The sequence below is a fragment of the Corynebacterium sp. HMSC071F07 genome, assembly GCF_001810285.1.
In the GTDB taxonomy this organism is placed as follows: domain Bacteria; phylum Actinomycetota; class Actinomycetes; order Mycobacteriales; family Mycobacteriaceae; genus Corynebacterium; species Corynebacterium simulans.
On the sequence record NZ_KV800686.1, the window covers coordinates 591 to 21,561 of the forward strand.

Consider the following 20,971-nt stretch of genomic DNA (forward strand, 5'->3'; position numbering starts at 1 on the left):
CGGCCAAACGGCGCAGTTCAACGTCGCATTTCACGACACCGCGCAGCTTTTCAACAGTCCGGTTCCAAACGTCGAACCCAACAGTCGGCGGGGTTTTCACTGACAGGTAAGCGCGACCGTCACCTGTCACACCCCACCCCTGCGGAGTAGGGCAGAGGTAGGAGGTCACCCGAAGGATGGTGCTCTCTTGTGTCTTGCTCCGTCCCGCATTCCATTTGCCCCATTCGTCTTCACGAGACACGACTTCACCAAATAGCAATTATGTGAATCACATCGTCGATTCTTAGTATGCACGATAAAAGCCGCCTACCCAGTACTTGCTGGGGAGGCGGCTTGTGGTTGTGGTTAGACGGTTCTACTGTCGGCCATTCCTAATGCGCGACCAGGCTGCTGCGATAACCAGGCCAACGCACGCGATGGCGAGGTAACCCCACATGTGATCGGCGCTGGTCTGAATGGTCTTTGGCGGAGCAGGAGTGTTCTCTGCGGTTAGGACGCTTTCTTTGTCGCGACCAGAGGTGACACCGTCAATCCAGTCGGCAGTGCCTGCGAGGGTGGTGATTGCCGCGCTGGGGGAGGGCAGATCAGGATCTCCATTGGAAGTTCCGGCGGTAGCAAGCCCGGCGAGCTTTCCATCGACGAAGAATGGTCCGCCGGAGTCGCCGCCCTGCATACCTGCGCCAGATACGGAATGTACGTCCAGGATGGCGCTTTCAATCATCGGCATCATGGCAGCGTCGGCTGGGATGCTTTCGGTTCCAGCAGGGATCGACTCGGTTTTGGAAGCATCTGGCTTAGCTGCATCTGGCATTGCTGTACCTGGCATGACGGATCCTGGCTGCATTTCCATTGATTCCATGGCACCGCCTGGAGTAGCCTCACCTGGAGTAGCTTCACCAGGCGCAGCCTCACTTGGAGTTCCTTCATCGGGGCCTCCGCCCAGCAGCTCATTGACGACCATCTTGGACATCGGAAGCTGTCCGGATCGGGCCATCGACGAGCTGCTGCTCCAGCCGTAGAGAGTTCCCACCTGTCCAGGTGTTGGAATATCGCGGGAGACCTTCGCCGGGGTTGCGTCAGTGACTTTTTGAGTCAGGTGAAGCAATCCTGCATCAGACATTGGAGACAGCGCCCAAGAATCGGCATCGTAGACTTTCCCGCCGATGCGGGCCTGGGTTCCTTCGTTGTTCACAGACTCTAGGCAGTGGCGTGCTGTGAGCACCCACTGCTCGGCAACTAGCGTTCCGGTGCAGTCACCGAAATTGCCGACTTTGCCGATCTTTAGCGCGGCCACAGAACTGCTTTCAGCATTTGCAGGTGCGGGTTCGCCGTTTTCCAATGCAAGAGCTGGAGTCGCAGTTAGAAGCAGGGTGCTGCTAACAATTGCTGCGATGGAAAAAGATGTTTTCTTCACGGTTATTTCCCTTTCCCAGAAGGAACAATGGCCTTGATTGCGGTGGCAACGAGTTTTTCGGCAGGGCCCTGACCCACAAACTTCTTCCAGAGACTTGCGATGACGAGGAAGAATACGATGAAACCTGCTGCAGACAGCGTGGAATGCAATGCAACATTCTGCTGCCAATAAGCCGCGGTGAGAACGTGCAGGACGTAAATGGTCAGCGACATTGTTCCCATGGCCGCGAATGGATAAACCGCGGTCGGGAAGCGGTCGCCTACGAAAAGACACAAATGCAGCACAACAGCGGCAATGGCGACGGAGAGAATGATTTCGCCGAAGACACCGGTATGTCCGGTAAATCGGAGCCAGCCAGCAATCTCGGGATCAAATCGGAAGTACATGCCGACGGCTGTGATGACAACGCTGACAGCGGTAATAATCCAACTCAACCGGGCATTAGCGCTAGTCTTGGAGGCAGAAGTGTCTTGCAGACGACCGCGTAGGTAGACGTCGTAAAGCAGCATGCCGCCGATGAAGTATGCAATCCACGCCAGTAGCGGATAAATCTGTGGCAGCGTCATGGGCGCGTACTTTATTGTTGCGCCGATAGTTGCGGCGATGAAGAAGCCGACTCGCCACCAGGTTCCGAGTGCTGGCATCCAGGAAACCAACATCATTACCAGACCCATGACGATGAGGACTACTTGAATTTCTCCACCGACCGGCAACAAGGCCAGGCCGATGAGAATAATCAGAGCGCCGCGAGTGATGAGGCGCAAGAAGGTGGTGCTGCTGTAATTTCGGCCGATAATCATCATGGTGGCGCCGGCAATAATGGCGAACAATGATGAAGGCAGGCCGGAGAGCACAACCTTTGTGCTCCAAAGCAGTGAGGCCATATGGACAATGATCATGCCGATGATGGCGAGTGAGCGCGCTATATCAAGCCCCACAATTCGTGAAGGTTTATTCACCTCAGTTTTCTCCTTGTACTACAACTTATCGGGAGGTGCTCTTCGGTAAAAAGCTCTCCCTATAAGCGTCTTAATCAAAACGACTTTCTAGTTGTAGCAACCGAATCTGGCAATACATTAGGTGATTTTGAGTAAAAACAGAGTGTTTCGTCTGTACATTCCCTGTGAAGCTAACGTGTTCAAAGAGCCCAGGGCGCGCGTAACCTAGTGGCCTGAGATCAATGCTGACGAGTTTCACTTAGTCCGAGGTGCCAGGCGTCTTCCTCGCGTATCTGTTAAATCATTGCCATTCCCATTGCTCTCGTGTCGGTAGGTAACGCGTGGCTGGCCCAACCCTGAACCTGCTTCCCACCTGGTGGGCAGCGGTCGCCGGCTATGCCCTGTGCTGGAGCATCATCGCCGATGAAGACAACACGATCTGCAGTCTGGAGAATCGTGGGGTCAATGGGCTTTGGTGATGCATCGTCTATAGAGGCGCCGATTTCTGCAACTGATTTGGCTGCAAGCGCATTGGTAGTAGTTTTGGGATTTTCTTCACTTCAGACTCCTTTTCTATAGTTTGTCCGGTACGGAAAGATCATTGGAGAAAAGGCGCGGCCCGAGCCAGCGGGTGACGTAGACAAGTGCAACGAGTACGGGAACTTCAATCAGTGGTCCAATCGTTCCCGCAAGTGCTTGCTGGGACAATGGGCCGAAGGTGCCAATCGCAACTGCAATTGCCAACTCGAAGTTATTTCCGGCAGCCGTAAAGGCAATCGATGCGGAGGTTGCGTAGTTCATGCTCGCGGTTTTGGCCGAAGTGAGAGCGATCGCGAACATGGCGAGGAAGTAGATCGCTAGTGGCAGCGCCACTTTCGCAACGGTCCAGGGATTCTCAACAATCTGCTGTGACTGAAGTGCAAAGAGCAACACGATTGTGTATAGAAGGCCGGCAAGCGCCAATGGTGAGATTTTGGGCAAGTACTCATTTTCATACCAGTCGCGACCACGGGTGCGTTCACCAATTATGCGTGATGCCGCGCCAGTCAGAAGCGGAATGCCGAGGAATACCACTACGGATAGTGCGATGGCCCAAAAAGAAAAGGTGACGGAAGGGGTTTCCAGTCCCAACCAGGAGGGCAGAATCTGCAGGTAGAACCACCCTAGAACGCCGAACATTAGAATTTGAAATAGCGAGTTTACGGCCACCAATACGGCGGCGACTTCAGTATCGCCGCAAGATAGGTCGTTCCAGACCAAAACCATTGCAATGCAGCGGGCGAGACCGACGATAATCACGCCAGTGCGCAGTTCTGGACTATCGCTGAGGAATATCCAGGCAAGGATGAACATTAGTGCGGGGCCGAGAATCCAATTGAGGAAGACTGTAATGCCCATCAGCTTCCTTGATGTCAAAAATTTGCCCGTTTTGTCGTATCGGACTTTTGCGAGCGGTGGGTACATCATGACCAGCAAGCCGATGGCGATTGGTACGGAAATTGTCAAAATTTTTGCCTCTGCCAGCCAGTTCACAAGTGACGGTGCAATTTTGCCCAGGATGAGGCCAATTGCCATTGCAGCTGCAATCCAAAGCGGCAAGAAGCGATCTAGGAAGCTGAGTGACTTTGTAGTCTGTGCCATGGTTTCCGGTGTAATCGATATATCGATGAATGTCAATATGTCCAGAGTGGAGACCGTGTAGTCTCAACAGGTATGGACGAAATCTCAGCATGCTGCGCACTTGGCGGTCGGCCTCTCGACGCGGCGGAAGCGCAGGCTGCGGCAACGCTCTTCAAAGCGCTGGCGCAACCGGCGCGCCTGCAAATTTTGTCTCAGCTCGCTGCCGCTGGCTGTAGTCCGATGACCGTGGGGGAGCTGGCCTGTGTTTCTGGGCTTAGTCAGCCGACGGTATCGCATCATTTAAAGACCATGGCGGATGCCGGGCTGCTTACTAGGTCTAAGAGTGGACGGGTAGTAACCCATGAGGTACGCCCTGAGGTATTTGCTGAGCTGCGACGTATCCTGGATATCGGTCACGCGGACAGGAGATGGTGAGCCGCTGGTCGCAAATTGCGATAGGTCGGAAAACTCTGTTTACCCGTTCAAACGCTTGACGACGGCGTCGTGAAGCAACCCATTCGTCGCAACCGCATCCCCGCCGTGCGGCCCGGCGATACCCGCTAGAGAAATGAAGCGGCCGCCAGCTTCGGGCCTGGCCCCTGTTAGGTAGACACCTTATATCCAGCCCGGTTGGGTTGGGGCCAGGCCCCTTTGACGTTTTACAAAGAAAACCTAGTACAGCGGCTATTTTTAGGTAAACCAAAGATTTTGGGTACACCCGCAAGCTGTGTAAACGATAACGGGTTGGAAACAGATGCAAACTAGGGCTTCGTAATACCTACCCGCGTGAAATGATGAGCCTTGCTAGACCAATAGCAAGAGAGATAGAGGGATTTGTTCATGCTTCACATTCCGCACCTAAAGAAAGTCATCGTGGGCTCGGCTTTCGCAGGTGCGTTTTTCTTTGCGAGCCCCACCGCAGGCGCCCAAGAACTGCCTGCTGCCGAGCCATTCGACCCAGCTGCCGCCGCGCATGCCGTGGTTAATCATGTCAACGATGAGTTTGCTCGCTTCGGCGCGCAATCTGGTTTAAATGACATGCTGCAGACGCAGCAGCCGGCCGCGCCGGCCCAGGCACAAGTGCAAAGCCAGGTTCAGAACCAAATTCAGGCACAGAATAAAGCGCTGAATTCGGCTGTCAACGATGCAGTGTCCCAGGCTCAGAACGCAGTGCAGCCGGTCATCGAACAAGCGAAAGCGGATAGCCAGCAGTACGCGCAACCGCTGACCAACCCGAACCCGGTCGGCATGATTGAGCAGGCAACGCAGCCGGCTTTCAAGCCACAGGGCACGGACCCGAACTACGTCTGGAAGAACGATGCTTTCTCCAAGGCGGCAGCCGCTAAGCCCTTCGACGACTACGTGTTGCATCGCGTACCTGGTTCCTACTTCGACGCACCGCGCGTACCTGAAGAATCCAATGCGGCGTTGACGCGTGGAAAGTCCTTGTACGGCCCGGGTACGCCGCTGTATGTTCGTCAGGACACCATGTGCACCCTGACCGCAGCAGGCACCGACGCAGCCGGCCGCAAGGTAGGCATCACCGCGGGACACTGCGGCAACGTCGGTGACCCAGTTTCTTCCGCCGATTCCTGGCAGGTTGGCCCAACCGGCACCATTGCCTCCAGGAACGACTACCTGGATTACTCGGTCATCGAGTTCGGCTCTAAGGCTGAGGTAACCCGCAATTACAATGGCGTGCATGCCACGGAGGTTGGCGGCACTGTCAAGCCGGGCGCTGTCACCTGCAAGACCGGCGTCGCAACCGGCACTACCTGTGGCATGACCTACCAGCAGGCCAAGGAAGTCCAGATCAACCAGGTCTGCGCCATGGAAGGTGATTCCGGCGCGCCGGTTATGTACAAGGGTCGCATCATCGGCGCAATCTCCCGCGGTCTTATCCCGGGTCTGCCTGATTGCCGCACCCCGCTGCAGGGCGCTCTGCACGATCCGACCGTAGCGATGAACATGGACGCAATCCTTGCGGACATGAACCGCCGCGGTGGGGTAGGAGCAGGTTTTACGCTCCCGCAGAACTAATCTCTCCCACAAACGGCTACATGCCCCGTGCTTGAAGCGCGGGGCATGTAGCCGTTTTAGTGATTGTTTTGTCTAGTACTGTTTCAGCGCTTCCAGCGCTGCCGTGTGTAGCAGGCCGTTGCTAGCCACCGAAGAGCCGTGGTGCGGGCCGGCCTCACCGTTGAGGCCGGTGAACTTGCCGCCTGCCTCGGTTACCAGTAAAGACGGCGCTGCAAGATCCCAGAGTGAGACCTCGGGCTCTGCCGCGATGTCGACTGCGCCTTCTGCCACCAAGCAGTAGTTCCAGAAGTCGCCATAGCCGCGCAGACGCCAGGTCTTTTCGGAGAGTTCCACGAAGCAATCACGCAAACCGCGCTTAGCCCAGCCTGCCAACGAGCCCATGGCCAGAGAGGCGTTTTCGAGCTGGTCAATCTGCGAGACGTGCAGACGCTTTGGCTCGCCGCCGAAGACGCGGTAGGCGCCGCCGCCCTTGGCGGCGTACCAGCGACGTCGCAAAGCAGGCGCGGAAATCACCGAAACCACAGGCTCACCGTCTTCCAAAAGAGCAATCAGCGTGGCCCATACCGGCACGCCGCGCACGAAGTTCTTGGTGCCATCGATTGGGTCGATGACCCACTGGCGGCCCTTGAACGTCGGGGTGCCACCGAATTCCTCACCTAAGACTTCGTCGCGCGGGCGGGAGCGCTTGAGAGCCTCACGAATCTGCTTCTCGCAGGCCAAGTCAGCATCAGAAACCGGGGACATATCCGGCTTGTCCTTGACCGAAAGATCGGAAGCCTCAAAGCGGTGCATCGTGATGACATCCGCGTGACCTGCCAGCTCGAGCGCGAGGCCTAAGTCTTCTTTGAACTTACCCACGGAGCCATGCCTCCATTTGATCGACAACCTGTTTATTACCAGCGATGCACCATTCCACACCGCCTGCTTCTACCTTGCGGGCGGCGCCACCTGCGGCCTCCACCAGCGCTTTGCCCGGGAACCAATCCCAGTCCGCGACGCTGTGCTGCATCCAAGCACCCCAGGTGCCGTCAGCAACGCTGGAGAGGTCCACGGAACCGGCGCCGAGCATGCGAACTGTAGCAAAGTGCTCGGACACACGCTGCCAAGCCGCGCGGATTTCCGGGTCCTGAATCGATGTAGGGTGCAGGTAGGTTGCCATGCTGGTTTCATTTGCCGGTTTATCCTGCAGCTTGGCGACGTCCTTTCCATCACGGGAAGTAGGAAAGTCACGGCCGCCGAACCAGGTGTAGCCCATGGCGGGGCGGTGTACTGCGCCCATGATGACGCCCTCGGCGTCGGTAAGCGCGAGCGCCGAGCACCAGTAATCCGAGCCAGATGCGAAGTTATAGGTACCGTCTACCGGGTCGATGACCCAGTTGCGTCCCGAGGTGGAAGGGCGGGTAGCGCCCTCCTCGCCGAGGATGCCGTCCTCGGGGCGCACCACCTCGAGCACGCCGGCAACGAAGCGCTCGGTGGCGCGGTCTGCATCGGTGACGACATCAGAAATGGAGGTCTTCTGATCGACGTCAATGCCCTGCTCACGCATGCGCCATGCCAGGCGGCCTGCGTTGTAAACGAGTGCCTGCGCAAGGTGTGCGTCGGTATCGTCTACGTGAGCTACCAGAAAGGTCTTGGTGATCGCGTCGATCATCTCATTCAAGCTCGGCTGTTGAGTCATGGAGCTATTGTCCCGCTAAATGCGGCCGATGGCTAATTGTGTGTGCCGCGCAGGTAGACTTGGGCGCTATGCGTCCCGAACAATCAGCCCGTCTTGCCGAATTGGATTCCACCCTTACGACCATTGAAAAGGTCATGGATCCTGCAGCTTTAGCTGAGCAGGTTCGTGAGCTCGAGGCTCAGGCTGGTGACCCCTCTTTGTGGGATGATCCGGCCCACGCGCAGCAGGTGACTTCCGCGCTTTCGGCCGCGCAGGCCAAGATTCGCAAGCTGGAATCGCTGCGTTCGCGCGTGGACGATATGCCGGTTATGTACGAGTTGGCGGAGGAAGAGGGTGACACCTCGCTTGCCGACGACGAGCTAGAAGAGCTGGGCACCCTCATCGAGGCACTGGAAGTGACCACGATGCTTTCGGGCGAGTATGACCCGCGTGAGGCCGTTATTAATATCCGTTCCGGTGCAGGCGGCGTGGATGCGGCGGACTGGGCCGAGATGCTCATGCGTATGTACGTGCGCTGGGCGGAGAAGAATGGACATAAGGTGGATGTCTACGACATCTCTTATGCAGAGGAGGCGGGCATCAAGTCGGCCACCTTCGTGGTGCATGGCGAATACATGTACGGCCAGCTTTCTGTAGAACAGGGCGCCCACCGTCTGGTCCGCATCTCGCCGTTCGATAATCAGGGGCGGCGTCAGACCTCCTTCGCTGAGGTGGAGGTGCTGCCGGTTGTGGAGCAGACCGACCATATCGACATTCCGGATGCGGACGTGCGCGTCGATGTCTATCGCTCTTCGGGCCCTGGAGGCCAGTCGGTTAATACTACGGATTCCGCGGTGCGTCTGACGCACATTCCGACCGGCATCGTGGTGACCTGCCAGAACGAAAAATCCCAGATCCAGAACAAAGCCTCGGCGATGCGCGTGCTGCAGGCTAAGCTTTTGGAACGCAAGCGTCAGGAAGAACAGGCGGAGATGGATGCGCTCGGCGCAGGCGGCAATGCCTCGTGGGGAAACCAAATGCGCTCGTATGTCCTGCACCCGTATCAGATGGTCAAGGACCTGCGCACCAACTATGAGGTGGGCGATCCATCGAAGGTGCTCGACGGTGACCTGGATGGATTCTTGGAGGCCGGAATCCGCTGGCGAATGGCTGAGGCGCAGAAGGAAGAGCAGGAAAGTTAGTTTTACACTTTCTGTTGTTAACTCATGTTGCTAATGTGGCTTGAGTGATCACCTTTGAAAATGTGTCCAAGGTTTATAAGACGTCAACAAGGCCCGCGCTTGACGACGTCTCGTTTCAGATCGATGACGGCGAATTCGTCTTCCTGATCGGGCCCTCCGGCTCCGGTAAGTCGACGTTCCTACAGCTGATGGTGCGTGAGACGAATGTTTCCTCCGGTGACATTCACTTCGGCGATTTCCACGTCAATGCGCTGAAAGGCCGCCAGATTAATCAGCTGCGCCAGTCCATCGGCTACGTCTTCCAAGACTTCCGCCTGCTGCCGAAGCTGAACGTCTACCAAAACGTGGCCTTCGCACTCGAGGTCATTGGAAAGAAGAAGTCCAAGATCGACAAAGCGGTCCCGGAAGTTCTGGAAATGGTGGGTTTGGGTTCCAAACAGCACCGCATGCCGCATGAGCTTTCCGGTGGTGAGCAGCAGCGCGTTGCCGTGGCGCGTGCCTTTGTTAACCGCCCCAAGTTGGTCCTTGCAGATGAGCCGACGGGCAACCTAGACCCGGGTACTGCCTCGGAGATTTTGGGATTGCTATCCCAGATCAACCGCCGCGGCACCACAGTCATCATGTCTACGCACAATGCACGTGCCGTCAATGATGCCCGCCAGCGCGTCCTCGAGCTGCACAACGGCAAGCTCGTTCGCGATGAAGACCACGCACTGTACGGAGAGGCTCTGTAAATGCAACTAGGACTAGTTTTACGCGAGGCTTTTAAGGGGCTCGGCCGCAACCTGACCATGACGGTGGCGATGGTTATCACGACCGCCATTTCCGTAGCGCTGGTCGTCGCCGGCGTGCTGGTGACCAACATGACCAACGACACCAAGGAGATCTACTTGGAGCGCGTGGAAGTCATGGTTCAGCTCAATGAGGACATCTCAGCAAACGATCCGGAATGTAGTTCCTCGGAATGCGCTGACTTGAAGAAGCAGCTGGAAAGCGACGATGACGTGGAATCGGTGAATTATCGTGACCGTCAGGCGTCCTACGACCGCTTCGTCGAGCTTTTCCAGGAGACCGATCCTGTGATGGTGGAGGAGACCTCTCCCGACGCGCTGCCAGCGGCCTTCCACGTCCGCTTGGTCGATCCCACGGATACCGCGCCAATCGACGCCATCAAAGACAACCCGGCAGTCAGCGAAATCATTGACCAGCAAGAAGAAGTCCGCGGTGCCGCCCATAACTTGGACGCCATCCGCAATGCCACCTTTGTGCTCGCGGCCGTGATGGCAATCGCAGCTATTTTCCTGATCGCGAACATGGTTCAGATTGCTGCTTTCAACCGTTCCCGTGAGACCTCGATTATGCGCATGGTGGGCGCATCCCGCTGGATGACCCAGGCTCCGTTCGTGTTGGAAGCACTCCTTGGAACGCTGATCGGCGTCGTGCTCGCTGGCGTGGGCATCTCCGCAGGCAAGTCCGCGGTGGTTGACCCCTCGCTGAAGAATCTCTACGAATCGCAGCTTCTGGCACCGATTAAGAGCTCGGACATTTGGGTTGCTCTGCCTATCGTGGGTGTATTCGCTCTGATTTTTGCTGCACTGACGGCGCAGATTACCCTGCGCGCTTATGTGCGCAAGTAAGCACCGCGTATAGTTGTAGAAATTATGGCGAAGAAGGCAAAGAAGAAAGCAGCGGTCGATAACAACACGACCCTAGCCACCAATCGCCGTGCCCGTCACGATTACAAGATTCTCGATACCCTCGAATGCGGCATGGTCCTGGTGGGAACCGAAATCAAGTCAATGCGTGAGGGCAAAATCTCGCTCGTCGATGCGTTCGCAACCATCGACGACGGCGAGGTTTATATCCGCAACCTCCACATCCCTGAGTACTCGCAGGGAACCTGGACAAACCACTCGCCAAAGCGCACCCGCAAGCTGCTGCTGCACCGCCGTGAGATTGACAAGCTCATGGGCCAGGTGCGCGATGGCAACAAGACTCTGGTGCCGCTCAAGGTCTATCTGAAAGATGGCCGCGCCAAGTGCGAGTTGGGCCTTGCCCAGGGTAAGCAGGACTACGACAAGCGGGAGGCCATCAAGCGCCGCGATCAAGACCGCGAAATCACCCGCGAACTGGGGCGCCGCATCAAGGGAATCAACGCTTAAAGCGCCGCCACGACGTAGCCTGGGTACCATGATTCATACTGCAAAGGCACACGACGTCGTCAAGGGCGATGCAAAAGTAACCGGCAAGTCGGTGCTCGTGGACAGGCTCTGGCCGCGCGGGATAAGCAAGGATGACTTGGCGCCGGACTATTGGCTCAAAGACGTAGCTCCCAGCCCTGAGCTGCGCAAGTGGTGGAACCACGACGCGGATTCATTCGATGAGTTCTCCAAGCGCTATAAGTCTGAGCTTGACGCGAACGAAGCCGAAGATATGGAAAACCTGCGCCGCCTCGCAGACAAGGGTGCAGTAACGCTTATCTTCGCCGCCAAGGACCGCGAGGTAAACCACGCTACAGTGCTCAAAGATTGGCTGGATGCGCAGTAGGGCAGCGATGAACCACATAGGGTTTATGCCGGGGACTTGAGCCCTAAGCCGGTGTTGGAGTAGCGTAGAGCAAACCGCAGAGAATTGCACATACCCGCTCTGTAGGTCAATGGGGTCGACTTGGTTTCGACTTCGTACATTGAGCCAGGGGAAGCGTGCCGGTGCAGGCTGGAGACCACCGTAAGCGTCGCAGCAACCAATAAACGCAGAGAAGAACTCTCAGCGTGACTACGCCCTCGCTGCCTAATTTCAGCGACGCGTGTCTGTCAGCCCAGGTTTAGTTCCTGACCTGGTTCCTGGCATCGACTAAGGAACTTGCCTTTCTGGTTTGTTGTTCGGCCAGAAGGGGACTTCTAGAGCAACTGGGCTCATCATCCGGAACGTGTTTGCCCGTGCCGGAGGGCCGAGTAGAGATCCTGTGCAAACTGCGCACGGAGAAGCCCTGGCGAGGTGACGAAGGACCCGGGTTCAATTCCCGGCGGCTCCACCGCAAAGCCCTAGCTAAACGATGTTTAGCTGGGGCTTTCTTCGTTCTGTATTTGCTACTTAACCCGGATCATAGGTACGTCTAGCCCGGCTGGGACTCGCATCCTACGTCATCACCGTTGCTATCGCGGTCGGGACTGTATTCCGGATCGCCGGGGTAAACCTTGTGGCCAATCTCAGCGCAGGTTCGACTGTCGCCGCCCGAAAATTCAGGCGCTGGCGCACTGTTTCTTAACCACAAAAGCGCTGAACCAGTGCATCGTATGCCTTCACCGTAAGATCTAGGTCTTCCAGGTGGAGGCATTCGTCATGTGAATGTAGCTCGTTGTTGGCGCTAGCTAAGTCCCGTGTGCGAGCATGCAGGGCGAAACCATAGCCCACACCACCCATGCGGCGGGCGAATCGCAGATCTGAGCCGCCCGAGGCATAGACGGGCACAACTGATGCCTCTGGGAAGAACTCGCCAAATGTCGCAGCCATCGCATCCCAGAGCGGACCTTCTGCAGGCGATGCCGAGGGGGTCTCATTGTTGAGATGCTCGATCCTTATCTCATCCGCCATGTCCCCCAGCGCCGCAATGAGGGCGGCGTCGACAGAATCCGCGGTATCCGTCGGATGCGCCCGGACGTCGAGGTTGAGATAAGTCTTCGAGGGAATGACGTTGATGGCGCTACCGCCATGAATCCCCGTGAAAGCGATGTTGGTGTGACTAAATGAGTGTGCGAACGCCGCTAGCTCACCGAAAGTCTCGTAAGTAGCGTCCCCTGCGGATCCGTCGACAAGCGCGGCGGTGGTATCCGGATCGAAGTGGAACGCCTCCACGAACCAGGACCACACGTGGTCATAGGCGGGCGGCATTGCCAACGCGCCCACGCGCCGGGCGGCCTCCGCCAGTGTGAGGATGGATGAAGACTTTCCATAGGGAAGGGAGCCGTGCCCCGTATCCCCCGTGGCATGGAGGCGACGCTGGAAAATGCCTTTCTCACCGACGTTGATAACCAGAGCATCGCTGCCATCACACACCGGCAGATGCGAGCCGCCAGTCTCGGAGAGGCAGTTCTTCCAAGAGAATGCGTCGGGTCGGTTCTCAGAAATCCAGCGCGCGCCCAACCTCCCGCCGGATTCTTCGTCGGCGAGTCCCACGAAGGTCACTGTTCCCTTTGGCGGGTTGCCTGCCTGCGCGCGCCGGGCTGTTTCGCGCGTGGCTGCGGCTTGCGACGCCGTGATGAAGAGCATGTCGAATACCCCGCGGCCGTACAAAACGCCGTCTACCACCTCGGCACCGAAGGGATCGTGAGTCCATTTGTCCTCGTCAACGGGGACTACGTCAATGTGGCCGAGCATCGTCAGCGGTTCCGCTGTGGGGTTGCTGCCGGGTACTGTAAACGCGATCGACACGCGGCCGGGTTCTGGCTCGAAGCGCTCCACCTGCGCTCCCGAGCCCTCGAAGAACTCTTCCAACAGGTTCGCGTTGCGGTACTCGTGGCCACTTCCGGGGGTGCCGTCGTTGATGCAACGATTGCGAATTAATCCCTGCAAGAGTTCAAGAGTGTCGTTGAATAAACCCATTCTGAGGAAGCCGCCTTTCTGGTTTTGTCGTTGAGTGTCCCACGTTCCAAGATTTCAATATACTAACCGATAAATAAAAACTTGAGATGTGCATCGCTGTTATGTGTAATGTAAGCTACATTGTCCAGAAAGTGTTGTGGGGATAACCCCTTGGAAAATGGGCAAGATGACCACAGATAAAAGACCAATCCCCTTAAAACACGAGGAGAACCACCATGGCCATCACAAAAGAGACCACGAGTGAGCCGCAGGGGAGCGCAAGTCCTGCAAAGGATGCGAAGACTCAACCAGCCAGTAACGGTTGGCTCGATAAGTTTCTCAACGGCGTTGAATACGTAGGCAACAAGCTGCCAGAGCCGTTCACCATCTTCCTGATCCTGTTCCTCATCACCGGCGTTGCTTCTTCCATCATGGCGTGGATGGACATCAAGGTGCAGGTGCCTGGATCTGATGAAATCCAGCCCGTCAAGGGCTTGTTCACCGGCGAGGGCATGTCGTGGTTTACCACCACGATGGGCGAGAATTACATCAACTTCCCGCCGTTGGTTACGGTGCTGCCCATCATGCTGGCAGTCGGCGTGGCCGAGCGCTCCGGAATGCTCTCCGCCCTCATTCGCAAGCTCTTCGGCTCTGCGAAGCCATGGGTTTTGCCTTACGCAGTCGGCGTCATTGGCGTGACCGCATCGGTCATGGCTGACGCTGCCTTCGTTATCGTTCCGCCACTGGCGGCGATGGTGTTCAAGGCAGCCGGTCGCCACCCTGTCGCAGGCCTCATCGGTGGCTTCGCTGCCGTTGGCGCTGGCTACTCCACCGCACTGGTCCCAACCTCCTTGGATGCGCTGTTCGCAGGTATTACCACCGCGGTTATGGAGACCCTGCCGGGCATGGAGTTCTCTGACGTGAACGCAATGTCCAACTACTTCTTCAACGTGGCTTCTTCCATCGTTCTCGGTGTCTTGGCCGGTTGCATCACTGACCGCGTCATCGAGCCGCGCATGTGGAAACAGGAAGTGCCTACCGAAGAGGACATCGATCCGGAAGAGGCCGCACACCGCGGCGACCGCGACGAAAACGGCGAGGAGCTCTCCGCAGAGCTTTCCCCGACTGAAAGCAAAGGCCTGGTGTGGTCTGTAGTTGCCACCGTCATCGTTACCTCGGCACTGTTGTTCGCCATTCTTCTGCCAGAATCCCCGTGGCGTAACGAGACCGGCGGCTTCCTGCCGAAGTCTCCGCTGATGAGCTCCATCGTTTTCATCGTCTTCCTGTACTTCCTCGTGCTCGGTGTGGTCTACGGCAAGGCCGTGGGCACCGTCAACGGCATCAAGGACGTCGTCGACATGATGATTGGCTCGCTGAAAGACATGTTGAGCTTCCTCATCCTGGCCTTCATCTTGGGCCAGTTCGTGGCGCTGTTTGCGTGGACCGGCATCGGTACTTTTACCGCGGTCAAGGGCGCGGCATTCCTGGAATCCATCGGTCTCACCGGCTTCGGCGCGGTCTTCGCGTTCATCGTCCTGGCCTCGTGCCTGAACCTGCTCATCATCTCCGGTTCTTCGATGTGGACCCTGATGGCGGCAGTGTTCGTTCCGATGTTCGCACTGCTGGGCTACGAGCCGGCCTTCATTCAGAGCGCTTTCCGTGTGGGTGACTCTGCAACTCAAATCATCACTCCGCTGAACCCGTACATGATCGTGATGCTAGGATTCCTGCAGCGCTACGAGCCGAAGGCGGGCCTGGGCACCCTGATGTCGCGCCTGATGCCATACGTGGTTCCGTTCTTCACCGCGTGGGCAATCCTGCTGGCCATCTGGTTCTACGCAGACCTACCGCTGGGTCCGGGCAACAACATTTTCATCGAGGGATAACGTGTGCGATAGCGACAATCACGCAAGAAACAATCCATCAACGGCATATTTGGAGGCCACGGAGCAGCTCATTGCGCAGCGCGTGGCGGCCGCCCAAGCAGCCAACGCGGGAGCGCAAGCATCCGTGGCGGAGGCTTATGCGGGGCAGGACGTGCTGTGGAAGGCGGCGTCAGAAAGCGCTGACGCCAACCGCGAGCTTGCCGCCCACATCGTGCAGGATTTGCATGCTCACCCAGAGACGGCCTTCGAGGAGCACCGCTCGATGGGCATGCTTGCCGACGTCGTGGAGCAACGCGGTTTCCCCGTCCGACGCGGTGTTTACGGGGTGGAAACCGCTTTCGAGGCGGAGTGGAGGAGCCCGAACTTCGATGCGTCATCTCATCCCACCGTGGCAATCATGGCCGAGTATGACGCGCTGCCCGGTATCGGGCACGGCTGTGGTCACAACGTCATCGCTGCCGCGGGCGTGGGCGGATTCCTATCTGCGGTCGAGGCGCTGTGTAAGAACGGCGGCGTCGAGGGGCGCTTGCTGCTGCAGGGCACCCCGGCCGAGGAGGGGCATTCGGGCAAGGAGTACATGATCCGTGGCGGCAGCCTTGACTCCGTGGATGCAGCGATGATGATCCACGGCTTTGGCTATGACATCGGCTCGCACGCGTGGGTCGGGCGCCGCAGCGTCAACGTGAGTTTCCGCGGCGTGGCGGCGCACGCGAGTTCGCAACCTTTCATGGGGCGCAACGCCCTCGACGCAGCATCCTTGGCCTACTTTGTCATTGGCCTGATGCGTCAGCAGATGCCTCCGAGCGATCGCGTACACGCCATCATGGGCGGGGGAGCGCGACCTTCGGTGATTCCGCGTGAAGCCTCGATGCACATCTATGTGCGTTCCTTGGGCAACCAGACCCTCATGGATTTGTCCAAACGCGTTAACGAAATCGTTGAGGGGGCTGCGCTAATGGCCGGCGTCCAGGTCGATGTCGAATGGGACGAGCACCCGATGACGCTGCCGGTGCGCAACAACGAGGCGCTGGTGGAGCGGTGGACGCGCACGCAAACGCTGCGCGGAAGGACGGCGCTTCCCGCGGGAACCGTGCCGGAGACCCTTGCGGCGTCCACGGACTTCGGTAACGTCTCGCACCTTGTGCCGGGCATTCACCCGATGGTCAAGGTCTCTCCGTCCGACGTTGCCCTGCATACCGAGGACTTCGCTCGCTGGGCCGCAACGGATGCGGCTGTCAATGCCGCAGTGGACTCCGCAGCAGGCTTGGCCCAAGTAGCCATCGACTACTTGGCGGACATGAAAATGCGCGCGGCAGCGAACGCGGAGTTTGCCGAACAGGGCGCTGTTTCGGTGGCGGATCTCTTGGCAGAATCGGCCGCCGAGTAGGCGCCGAGTAGGTTTTCTTGCACTGTGCAAGGGGTGGGGGTAACCACCTCATTGCGCAGTTCAACCTATATTTTATTGCATTTGTAGGCTTACCTAACAAAAGCTGCTTGAAAGGTAAGGCTTACATCAGTTAGGTTAGGCGAGTATTTGAAAACCTTTCGAAAAGGACATCATGACCGCCAAGATTCGTCGTTCTCTCGTCGCGTCCGTCGCAGCCCTGTCGATGGCTCTGACCGCTTGCTCTTCTGCAGAAGAGTCCACCTCCGGTTCTTCTGACACCTCCGCAGCGTCCTCCTCCGAGACCACGGAGATCACTCTCGAGGACAACTTCGGTGAGAAGAAGATTGCTGCCCCGGTTTCTGCCCCAGCCGTTACGGACAACCGCGCTTTCGAGATTCTTGCTGACTGGGATGTCAAGATTGCCGCCGCACCGCTGAAGCTGGTTCCTTCCACCGTGCGCGATGTCTACAACAAGGACACCGTCGCAGCTGACCTCGGTTCCCACCGCGAGCCCGATCTGGAATCTCTCGTCGCTGCGGAACCGGATGTGGTCTGGAACGGCCAGCGCTTCGAGCAACACCAGGAAGACATCGAAAAGCTGGTGGAAGATGTCCCAGTGCTCGACTTTGAGCCGCGCGATGACAAGGACTTCTTCGAAGAACTCAAGCGCCACACCGAGGCACTGGGCCAGACCTTCGGACACGAAGAGGACGCAGCCAAGCTCATCGAGGACTTCGACGCAGCCGCAAAGCGCGCCAAGGAAGCTTATGATCCTTCCAAGAAGGTCATGGCAGTAAACACTTCCGGTGGCGAGATCGGCTACATCGCGCCGAAGATCGGCCGCACCTATGGCCCGGTTTTCGACCTCATCGGTATGACCCCGGCTCTTGAGGTTCCGGAAGGAACCGATGACCACGAGGGCGACGACATCTCCGTCGAGGCAATCGCTGAGTCCAACCCGGACTGGATCCTCGTCATGGACCGCGACGCAGCCGTCAGCAAGGAAGGCGAAGAACACGTTCCAGGCGACAAACTCGTTAACGAGAATGCTGCGCTGAAGAACGTGACCGCAGTCAAGGAAGGCAACGTCTACGTTGCCCCGGCTGATACCTACGTCAACGAGAGCATCATTACCTACACTGAGATCCTCAACGCTCTGGCTGACGCCTTTGAGAAGCAGTCCTAACCTGCACAAATAGAACCGAAACCGGAACGCCGAAAGGCTTTCCGGTTTTTGGTGTGAAAGAGATAAATTTTGACTTCAGCAGAGAAAACCGCGGTTCAAGAAGCACCACCCGCGCGCCGTTCCCGCGGCAAGCTTTTTACTTGGAAGCTGTTGCTCGGCGTCGTGGCTGTAGCGGCGTTGCTCTTCCTTTCGCTCATGGTGGGGGAGTATTCGATCCTTGATCACGACGACGGCCGCGACATGTTTATGACCACGCGCATTCCGCGCACCATCGCCCTGGTGCTCGCGGGCGCGGCGATGGCGATGAGTGGTTTGGTGATGCAGCTGCTCACCCAGAATCGCTTCGTTGAACCCACGACAACGGGTACCACGGAATGGGCAGGCCTCGGCCTTCTCTTTTCGATGATCGTGCTCCCGCACTCGTCGGTGCTTGGCCGCATGGTCATTTCTGTTGTGTTCTCTTTCATCGGCACGATGGTCTTTTTCGCTTTCTTGCGCCGAGTCACGTTGCGCTCCTCGCTCATCGTGCCGATCATCGGCATCATGCTGGGTGCCGTCGTCAGCGCGGTGTCCTCTTTCGTGGCTCTGACCACCGACAAACTGCAGCAGCTGGGGATCTGGTTCATGGGCTCGTTCACCTCCGTGTACGAGGGCCAGTACGAGGTGCTGTGGATCGTGTTGTTGGTGCTGCTCGCGGTGTTCTTCTACGCGGACAAACTCACGGTCGCAGGCTTGGGCGAAGAAATCGCCACCAACGTGGGCCTGAATTACAACCGAATGATCCTCATCGGCACCGGGCTCATCGCTGTGGCCACTGGCGTGGTCACCGTGGTCGTGGGCTCCCTGCCTTTCTTGGGGCTTATCGTTCCCAATGTGGTGAGCATGTTCCGCGGCGATGACCTGCGTTCAAACCTTCCTTGGGTATGCCTGCTCGGTATTGCCACGGTGACATTGTGTGACCTCCTCGGCCGAACCGTCATTTCGCCGTTTGAGCTGCCCGTATCCGTCATCCTGGGCGTGGTCGGCGCGGCGGTCTTCGTATTCCTGATTGTGAGGTCCACCCGTGAGCGTTAAGACAGAGCAGCGCACAGGCGACGTCGCCAAGCAGCGCTATGTGGGCTCCTTCCAGTCGGCCAAAGCAGCGCGCAAGTACTGGCTCATCTTGGTGGCGCTCATCGTGGCGGGCGCACTCTTCGCGTTTGGCCTGCTGGCGTATGACAACCCCATGGACTTCGGAACGCGTAAGTGGTGGCTCATCGCGCAACGCCGTGCCGACGCCGTGACCGCCATGGCTATCGTGGCTGTGTGTCAAGCCGTTGCGACCGTGGCCTTTCATACGGTCACCAATAACCGCATCCTGACCCCGTCCATCATGGGCTTTGAATCGCTCTACGCGGCGATTAATACTGCGACCATCTTTTTCCTAGGTGCCACGGGCCTCACGGAAGCCCGCAACATGGGCACCTTCCTGTTCCAGATGGCAGTGATGATTGTGCTCTCGCTCATCCTGTACTCGTGGCTGCTGACAAACCGCAGCAACAACATGCATGCGATGCTATTGGTCGGCGTGGTCATTGGTGGCGGACTTGGATCGCTGTCCACTCTGATGCAGCGCATGCTGACACCCAGCGAGTTTGACGTGCTGACGGCGCGACTGTTTGGCTCGGTCAACAATGCTGAGACTGAGTATTATCCCATCGCAATTCCACTGGTGATTGCGGCGACGGCGTTGCTTTTCTTTAATTCCCGCCGCCTCAACGTGCTCTCGCTTGGTCGCGAGGCAGCCACCAACCTCGGCGTGAATCACAAGTTCAACGCAATCTTTACTCTGATCCTGGTATCAGTTCTCATGGCCACCACCACCTCGCTCGTAGGTCCCATGACCTTCCTCGGATTCTTGGTGGCAACCTTGGCCTACCAGTTCGCGGAAACCTACGACCACCGATACTTGTTCCCCATGGCCATCGCCACCGCCTTTGCTGTGCTCACGGGTGCGTACTTCCTGATGCAGCACGTCTTCTACGCGCAGGGCGTTGTATCCATCATCATTGAGCTCGTCGGCGGCTCGGTATTCCTCATCGTCATTTTGCGAAAGGGCAGACTGTGATCACACTCAATAACGTTGCGAAGACCTATTCCCACGAGACGAACATTGGCCCAGTGTCCCTCGACATTCCGGCCGGCGGTATCACCGCGCTTGTGGGGCCCAACGGTGCCGGCAAGTCCACGCTGCTGACGATGGTGGGGCGTTTGCTCGATATCGACGAAGGCACCATTGAGGTCGCTGGATTGGACATCACCTCTACCAAGTCCCAGGACTTGGCCAAGATTTTGTCCATCCTACGGCAGGAGAACCACTTCATCACGAAGCTGACGGTGCGTCAGCTCGTGGGGTTTGGCCGCTTCCCGTACTCGCATGGCCGCCTGACGGCTGAGGACGAGGAGATCATCTCCAAGTACATTGACTTCCTTCACCTCAGCGATTTGGAGGACCGCTACCTGGATCAGCTCTCGGGCGGCCAGCGTCAGCGCGCGTATGTGGCGATGGTCCTGTGTCAGGAGACTGATTACGTTTTGCTGGACGAGCCTCTCAACAACCTTGATATCGCGCACTCCGTGGAAATGATGAAGCACCTCAAGGAGGCCGCGCAGAACTTTGGGCGCACGATCATCATCGTCTTGCATGACATCAACTTCGCTGCTCGCTACGCCGATCACATCTGTGCGGTGAAGAATGGGGAAGTGGTGGCCTTCGGTAATCCGAAGGAGGTCATGCGCGACGAGGTGCTGACCCCAATCTTCAATACGCCCATCACGGTTATCGACGGCCCCGACGGTCTGTTGGCGTGCTATCACTAACTGCTTGACGACGTCGCCCCCTCTGGACGTTGCCTAATACGCCAGGTTTGTCTCCGAAATAGTGGATTTACCTGGCGACTTGTGTACTAACACTAGTGCGCGCTAAATTATTTCAAGTCGCAACGAGGTGGCCGCAAGGTTAACAAGTTGTGGTTCGGATGAATTCTTCTTCACGGATTTGACATTGATTGAATCGGTGGG

20 protein-coding genes, 1 other RNA gene and 1 pseudogene are annotated in these 20,971 nt (G+C 57.6%); 14 read left to right on the top strand and 8 right to left on the bottom strand.

Annotated elements, in window-relative coordinates; genetic code table 11:
- From HMPREF2724_RS12970 to arsB, 4 genes are all read right to left on the bottom strand, one after another.
- Positions 1–241, bottom strand: a 241-nt coding sequence (locus HMPREF2724_RS12970) for a hypothetical protein (protein ID WP_210386668.1), incomplete at its 3' end; no start/stop codon positions are given.
- Between the two features lie 114 nt (positions 242–355).
- Complete coding sequence (locus HMPREF2724_RS01535; RefSeq protein WP_061921092.1) at positions 356–1,414, bottom strand: trypsin-like serine protease; 1,059 nt, start codon at positions 1,412–1,414, stop codon at positions 356–358.
- 2 nt (positions 1,415–1,416) lie between these two features.
- Positions 1,417–2,373, bottom strand: coding sequence for a DUF418 domain-containing protein (locus HMPREF2724_RS01540; protein WP_061921094.1), 957 nt, complete (start codon positions 2,371–2,373; stop codon positions 1,417–1,419).
- 552 nt (positions 2,374–2,925) lie between these two features.
- Positions 2,926–3,993: an ACR3 family arsenite efflux transporter gene (gene arsB / locus HMPREF2724_RS01545; protein WP_070586836.1), complete on the bottom strand. Its 1,068-nt coding sequence runs from the start codon at positions 3,991–3,993 to the stop codon at positions 2,926–2,928.
- Between the two features lie 72 nt (positions 3,994–4,065).
- Here arsB and HMPREF2724_RS01550 point away from each other — a divergent pair, with 72 nt between their 5' ends.
- Positions 4,066–4,407 (top strand): ArsR/SmtB family transcription factor, encoded by a 342-nt coding sequence (locus tag HMPREF2724_RS01550; RefSeq protein WP_061921099.1) that lies wholly within the window; start codon positions 4,066–4,068, stop codon positions 4,405–4,407.
- Between the two features lie 39 nt (positions 4,408–4,446).
- Here the strand turns inward: HMPREF2724_RS01550 and HMPREF2724_RS12235 are convergent.
- Positions 4,447–4,560, bottom strand: a pseudogene (locus HMPREF2724_RS12235) (histidinol-phosphatase); the annotation flags it as partial.
- 252 nt (positions 4,561–4,812) lie between these two features.
- Here HMPREF2724_RS12235 and HMPREF2724_RS01555 point away from each other — a divergent pair.
- On the top strand, positions 4,813–6,012 hold the full coding sequence (locus tag HMPREF2724_RS01555) for a S1 family peptidase (RefSeq protein ID WP_070586838.1): 1,200 nt from the start codon (positions 4,813–4,815) through the stop codon (positions 6,010–6,012).
- Between the two features lie 72 nt (positions 6,013–6,084).
- Here HMPREF2724_RS01555 and hisN read toward each other — a convergent pair whose 3' ends face one another.
- Both hisN and HMPREF2724_RS01565 read right to left on the bottom strand, forming a co-directional pair.
- On the bottom strand, positions 6,085–6,870 hold the full coding sequence (gene hisN, locus HMPREF2724_RS01560) for a histidinol-phosphatase (RefSeq protein ID WP_070586840.1): 786 nt from the start codon (positions 6,868–6,870) through the stop codon (positions 6,085–6,087).
- A complete protein-coding gene (locus tag HMPREF2724_RS01565; protein WP_061921105.1) occupies positions 6,863–7,690 on the bottom strand; it encodes an inositol monophosphatase family protein in 828 nt (275 codons plus the stop codon). The genes hisN and HMPREF2724_RS01565 overlap by 8 nt, the downstream gene beginning before the upstream one ends.
- Before the next feature lie 68 nt (positions 7,691–7,758).
- On the opposite strand from HMPREF2724_RS01565, the gene prfB reads away from it, so the two are divergent.
- From prfB to ssrA, 6 genes are all read left to right on the top strand, one after another.
- Positions 7,759–8,871 (top strand): peptide chain release factor 2, encoded by a 1,113-nt coding sequence (gene prfB / locus HMPREF2724_RS01570; protein WP_070432780.1) that lies wholly within the window; start codon positions 7,759–7,761, stop codon positions 8,869–8,871.
- 44 nt (positions 8,872–8,915) lie between these two features.
- Positions 8,916–9,605 (top strand): cell division ATP-binding protein FtsE, encoded by a 690-nt coding sequence (gene ftsE, locus HMPREF2724_RS01575; protein ID WP_062041691.1) that lies wholly within the window; start codon positions 8,916–8,918, stop codon positions 9,603–9,605.
- Positions 9,606–10,508: a permease-like cell division protein FtsX gene (gene ftsX, locus HMPREF2724_RS01580; RefSeq protein ID WP_062035640.1), complete on the top strand. Its 903-nt coding sequence runs from the start codon at positions 9,606–9,608 to the stop codon at positions 10,506–10,508. It begins immediately after the preceding gene.
- Between the two features lie 24 nt (positions 10,509–10,532).
- Positions 10,533–11,033 carry an SsrA-binding protein SmpB gene (gene smpB, locus HMPREF2724_RS01585; protein WP_061921111.1) on the top strand — a complete coding sequence of 167 codons (501 nt, stop codon included), beginning with the start codon at positions 10,533–10,535 and terminating at the stop codon, positions 11,031–11,033.
- Positions 11,034–11,061: 28 nt separating this feature from the next.
- Positions 11,062–11,418 carry a DUF488 domain-containing protein gene (locus HMPREF2724_RS01590; protein WP_070586843.1) on the top strand — a complete coding sequence of 119 codons (357 nt, stop codon included), beginning with the start codon at positions 11,062–11,064 and terminating at the stop codon, positions 11,416–11,418.
- A 111-nt stretch (positions 11,419–11,529) separates the two neighbouring features.
- Positions 11,530–11,908, top strand: a transfer-messenger RNA (tmRNA) gene (gene ssrA / locus HMPREF2724_RS01595).
- Positions 11,909–12,135: 227 nt separating this feature from the next.
- Here ssrA and HMPREF2724_RS01600 read toward each other — a convergent pair.
- Positions 12,136–13,473 (bottom strand): M20/M25/M40 family metallo-hydrolase, encoded by a 1,338-nt coding sequence (locus HMPREF2724_RS01600; RefSeq protein ID WP_070586845.1) that lies wholly within the window; start codon positions 13,471–13,473, stop codon positions 12,136–12,138.
- A 215-nt stretch (positions 13,474–13,688) separates the two neighbouring features.
- On the opposite strand from HMPREF2724_RS01600, the gene HMPREF2724_RS01605 reads away from it, so the two are divergent.
- From HMPREF2724_RS01605 to HMPREF2724_RS01630, 6 genes are all read left to right on the top strand, one after another.
- Positions 13,689–15,338 carry an AbgT family transporter gene (locus HMPREF2724_RS01605; RefSeq protein ID WP_070586847.1) on the top strand — a complete coding sequence of 550 codons (1,650 nt, stop codon included), beginning with the start codon at positions 13,689–13,691 and terminating at the stop codon, positions 15,336–15,338.
- Between the two features lies 1 nt (position 15,339).
- Positions 15,340–16,725, top strand: coding sequence for a M20 family metallopeptidase (locus tag HMPREF2724_RS01610; protein ID WP_070586849.1), 1,386 nt, complete (start codon positions 15,340–15,342; stop codon positions 16,723–16,725).
- 172 nt (positions 16,726–16,897) lie between these two features.
- Complete coding sequence (locus HMPREF2724_RS01615) at positions 16,898–17,911, top strand: siderophore ABC transporter substrate-binding protein (protein WP_062035635.1); 1,014 nt, start codon at positions 16,898–16,900, stop codon at positions 17,909–17,911.
- A 69-nt stretch (positions 17,912–17,980) separates the two neighbouring features.
- Complete coding sequence (locus HMPREF2724_RS01620) at positions 17,981–18,985, top strand: ABC transporter permease (RefSeq protein ID WP_062035634.1); 1,005 nt, start codon at positions 17,981–17,983, stop codon at positions 18,983–18,985.
- The gene (locus HMPREF2724_RS01625; RefSeq protein ID WP_070456347.1) at positions 18,975–20,018 is read left to right on the top strand and encodes an iron chelate uptake ABC transporter family permease subunit; all 1,044 of its coding nucleotides are present in this window, start codon (positions 18,975–18,977) and stop codon (positions 20,016–20,018) included. Before HMPREF2724_RS01620 ends, HMPREF2724_RS01625 begins: the two co-directional genes overlap by 11 nt.
- On the top strand, positions 20,015–20,770 hold the full coding sequence (locus HMPREF2724_RS01630; RefSeq protein ID WP_070586852.1) for an iron ABC transporter ATP-binding protein: 756 nt from the start codon (positions 20,015–20,017) through the stop codon (positions 20,768–20,770). The genes HMPREF2724_RS01625 and HMPREF2724_RS01630 overlap by 4 nt, the downstream gene beginning before the upstream one ends.
- Positions 20,771–20,971: the final 201 nt, after the last annotated feature.

What these genes read in the sequence shown, in the direction of transcription:
- arsB (WP_070586836.1), bottom strand. Translation starts at nt 3,993, where the DNA reads ATGGCACAGACTACAAAGTCACTCAGCTTCCTAGATCGCTTCTTGCCG.
- HMPREF2724_RS01550 (WP_061921099.1), top strand. Translation starts at nt 4,066, where the DNA reads ATGGACGAAATCTCAGCATGCTGCGCACTTGGCGGTCGGCCTCTCGAC.
- HMPREF2724_RS01555 (WP_070586838.1), top strand. Translation starts at nt 4,813, where the DNA reads ATGCTTCACATTCCGCACCTAAAGAAAGTCATCGTGGGCTCGGCTTTC.
- HMPREF2724_RS01565 (WP_061921105.1), bottom strand. Translation starts at nt 7,690, where the DNA reads ATGACTCAACAGCCGAGCTTGAATGAGATGATCGACGCGATCACCAAG.
- prfB (WP_070432780.1), top strand. Translation starts at nt 7,759, where the DNA reads ATGCGTCCCGAACAATCAGCCCGTCTTGCCGAATTGGATTCCACCCTT.
- ftsX (WP_062035640.1), top strand. Translation starts at nt 9,606, where the DNA reads ATGCAACTAGGACTAGTTTTACGCGAGGCTTTTAAGGGGCTCGGCCGC.
- smpB (WP_061921111.1), top strand. Translation starts at nt 10,533, where the DNA reads ATGGCGAAGAAGGCAAAGAAGAAAGCAGCGGTCGATAACAACACGACC.
- HMPREF2724_RS01590 (WP_070586843.1), top strand. Translation starts at nt 11,062, where the DNA reads ATGATTCATACTGCAAAGGCACACGACGTCGTCAAGGGCGATGCAAAA.
- HMPREF2724_RS01600 (WP_070586845.1), bottom strand. Translation starts at nt 13,473, where the DNA reads ATGGGTTTATTCAACGACACTCTTGAACTCTTGCAGGGATTAATTCGC.
- HMPREF2724_RS01605 (WP_070586847.1), top strand. Translation starts at nt 13,689, where the DNA reads ATGGCCATCACAAAAGAGACCACGAGTGAGCCGCAGGGGAGCGCAAGT.
- HMPREF2724_RS01615 (WP_062035635.1), top strand. Translation starts at nt 16,898, where the DNA reads ATGACCGCCAAGATTCGTCGTTCTCTCGTCGCGTCCGTCGCAGCCCTG.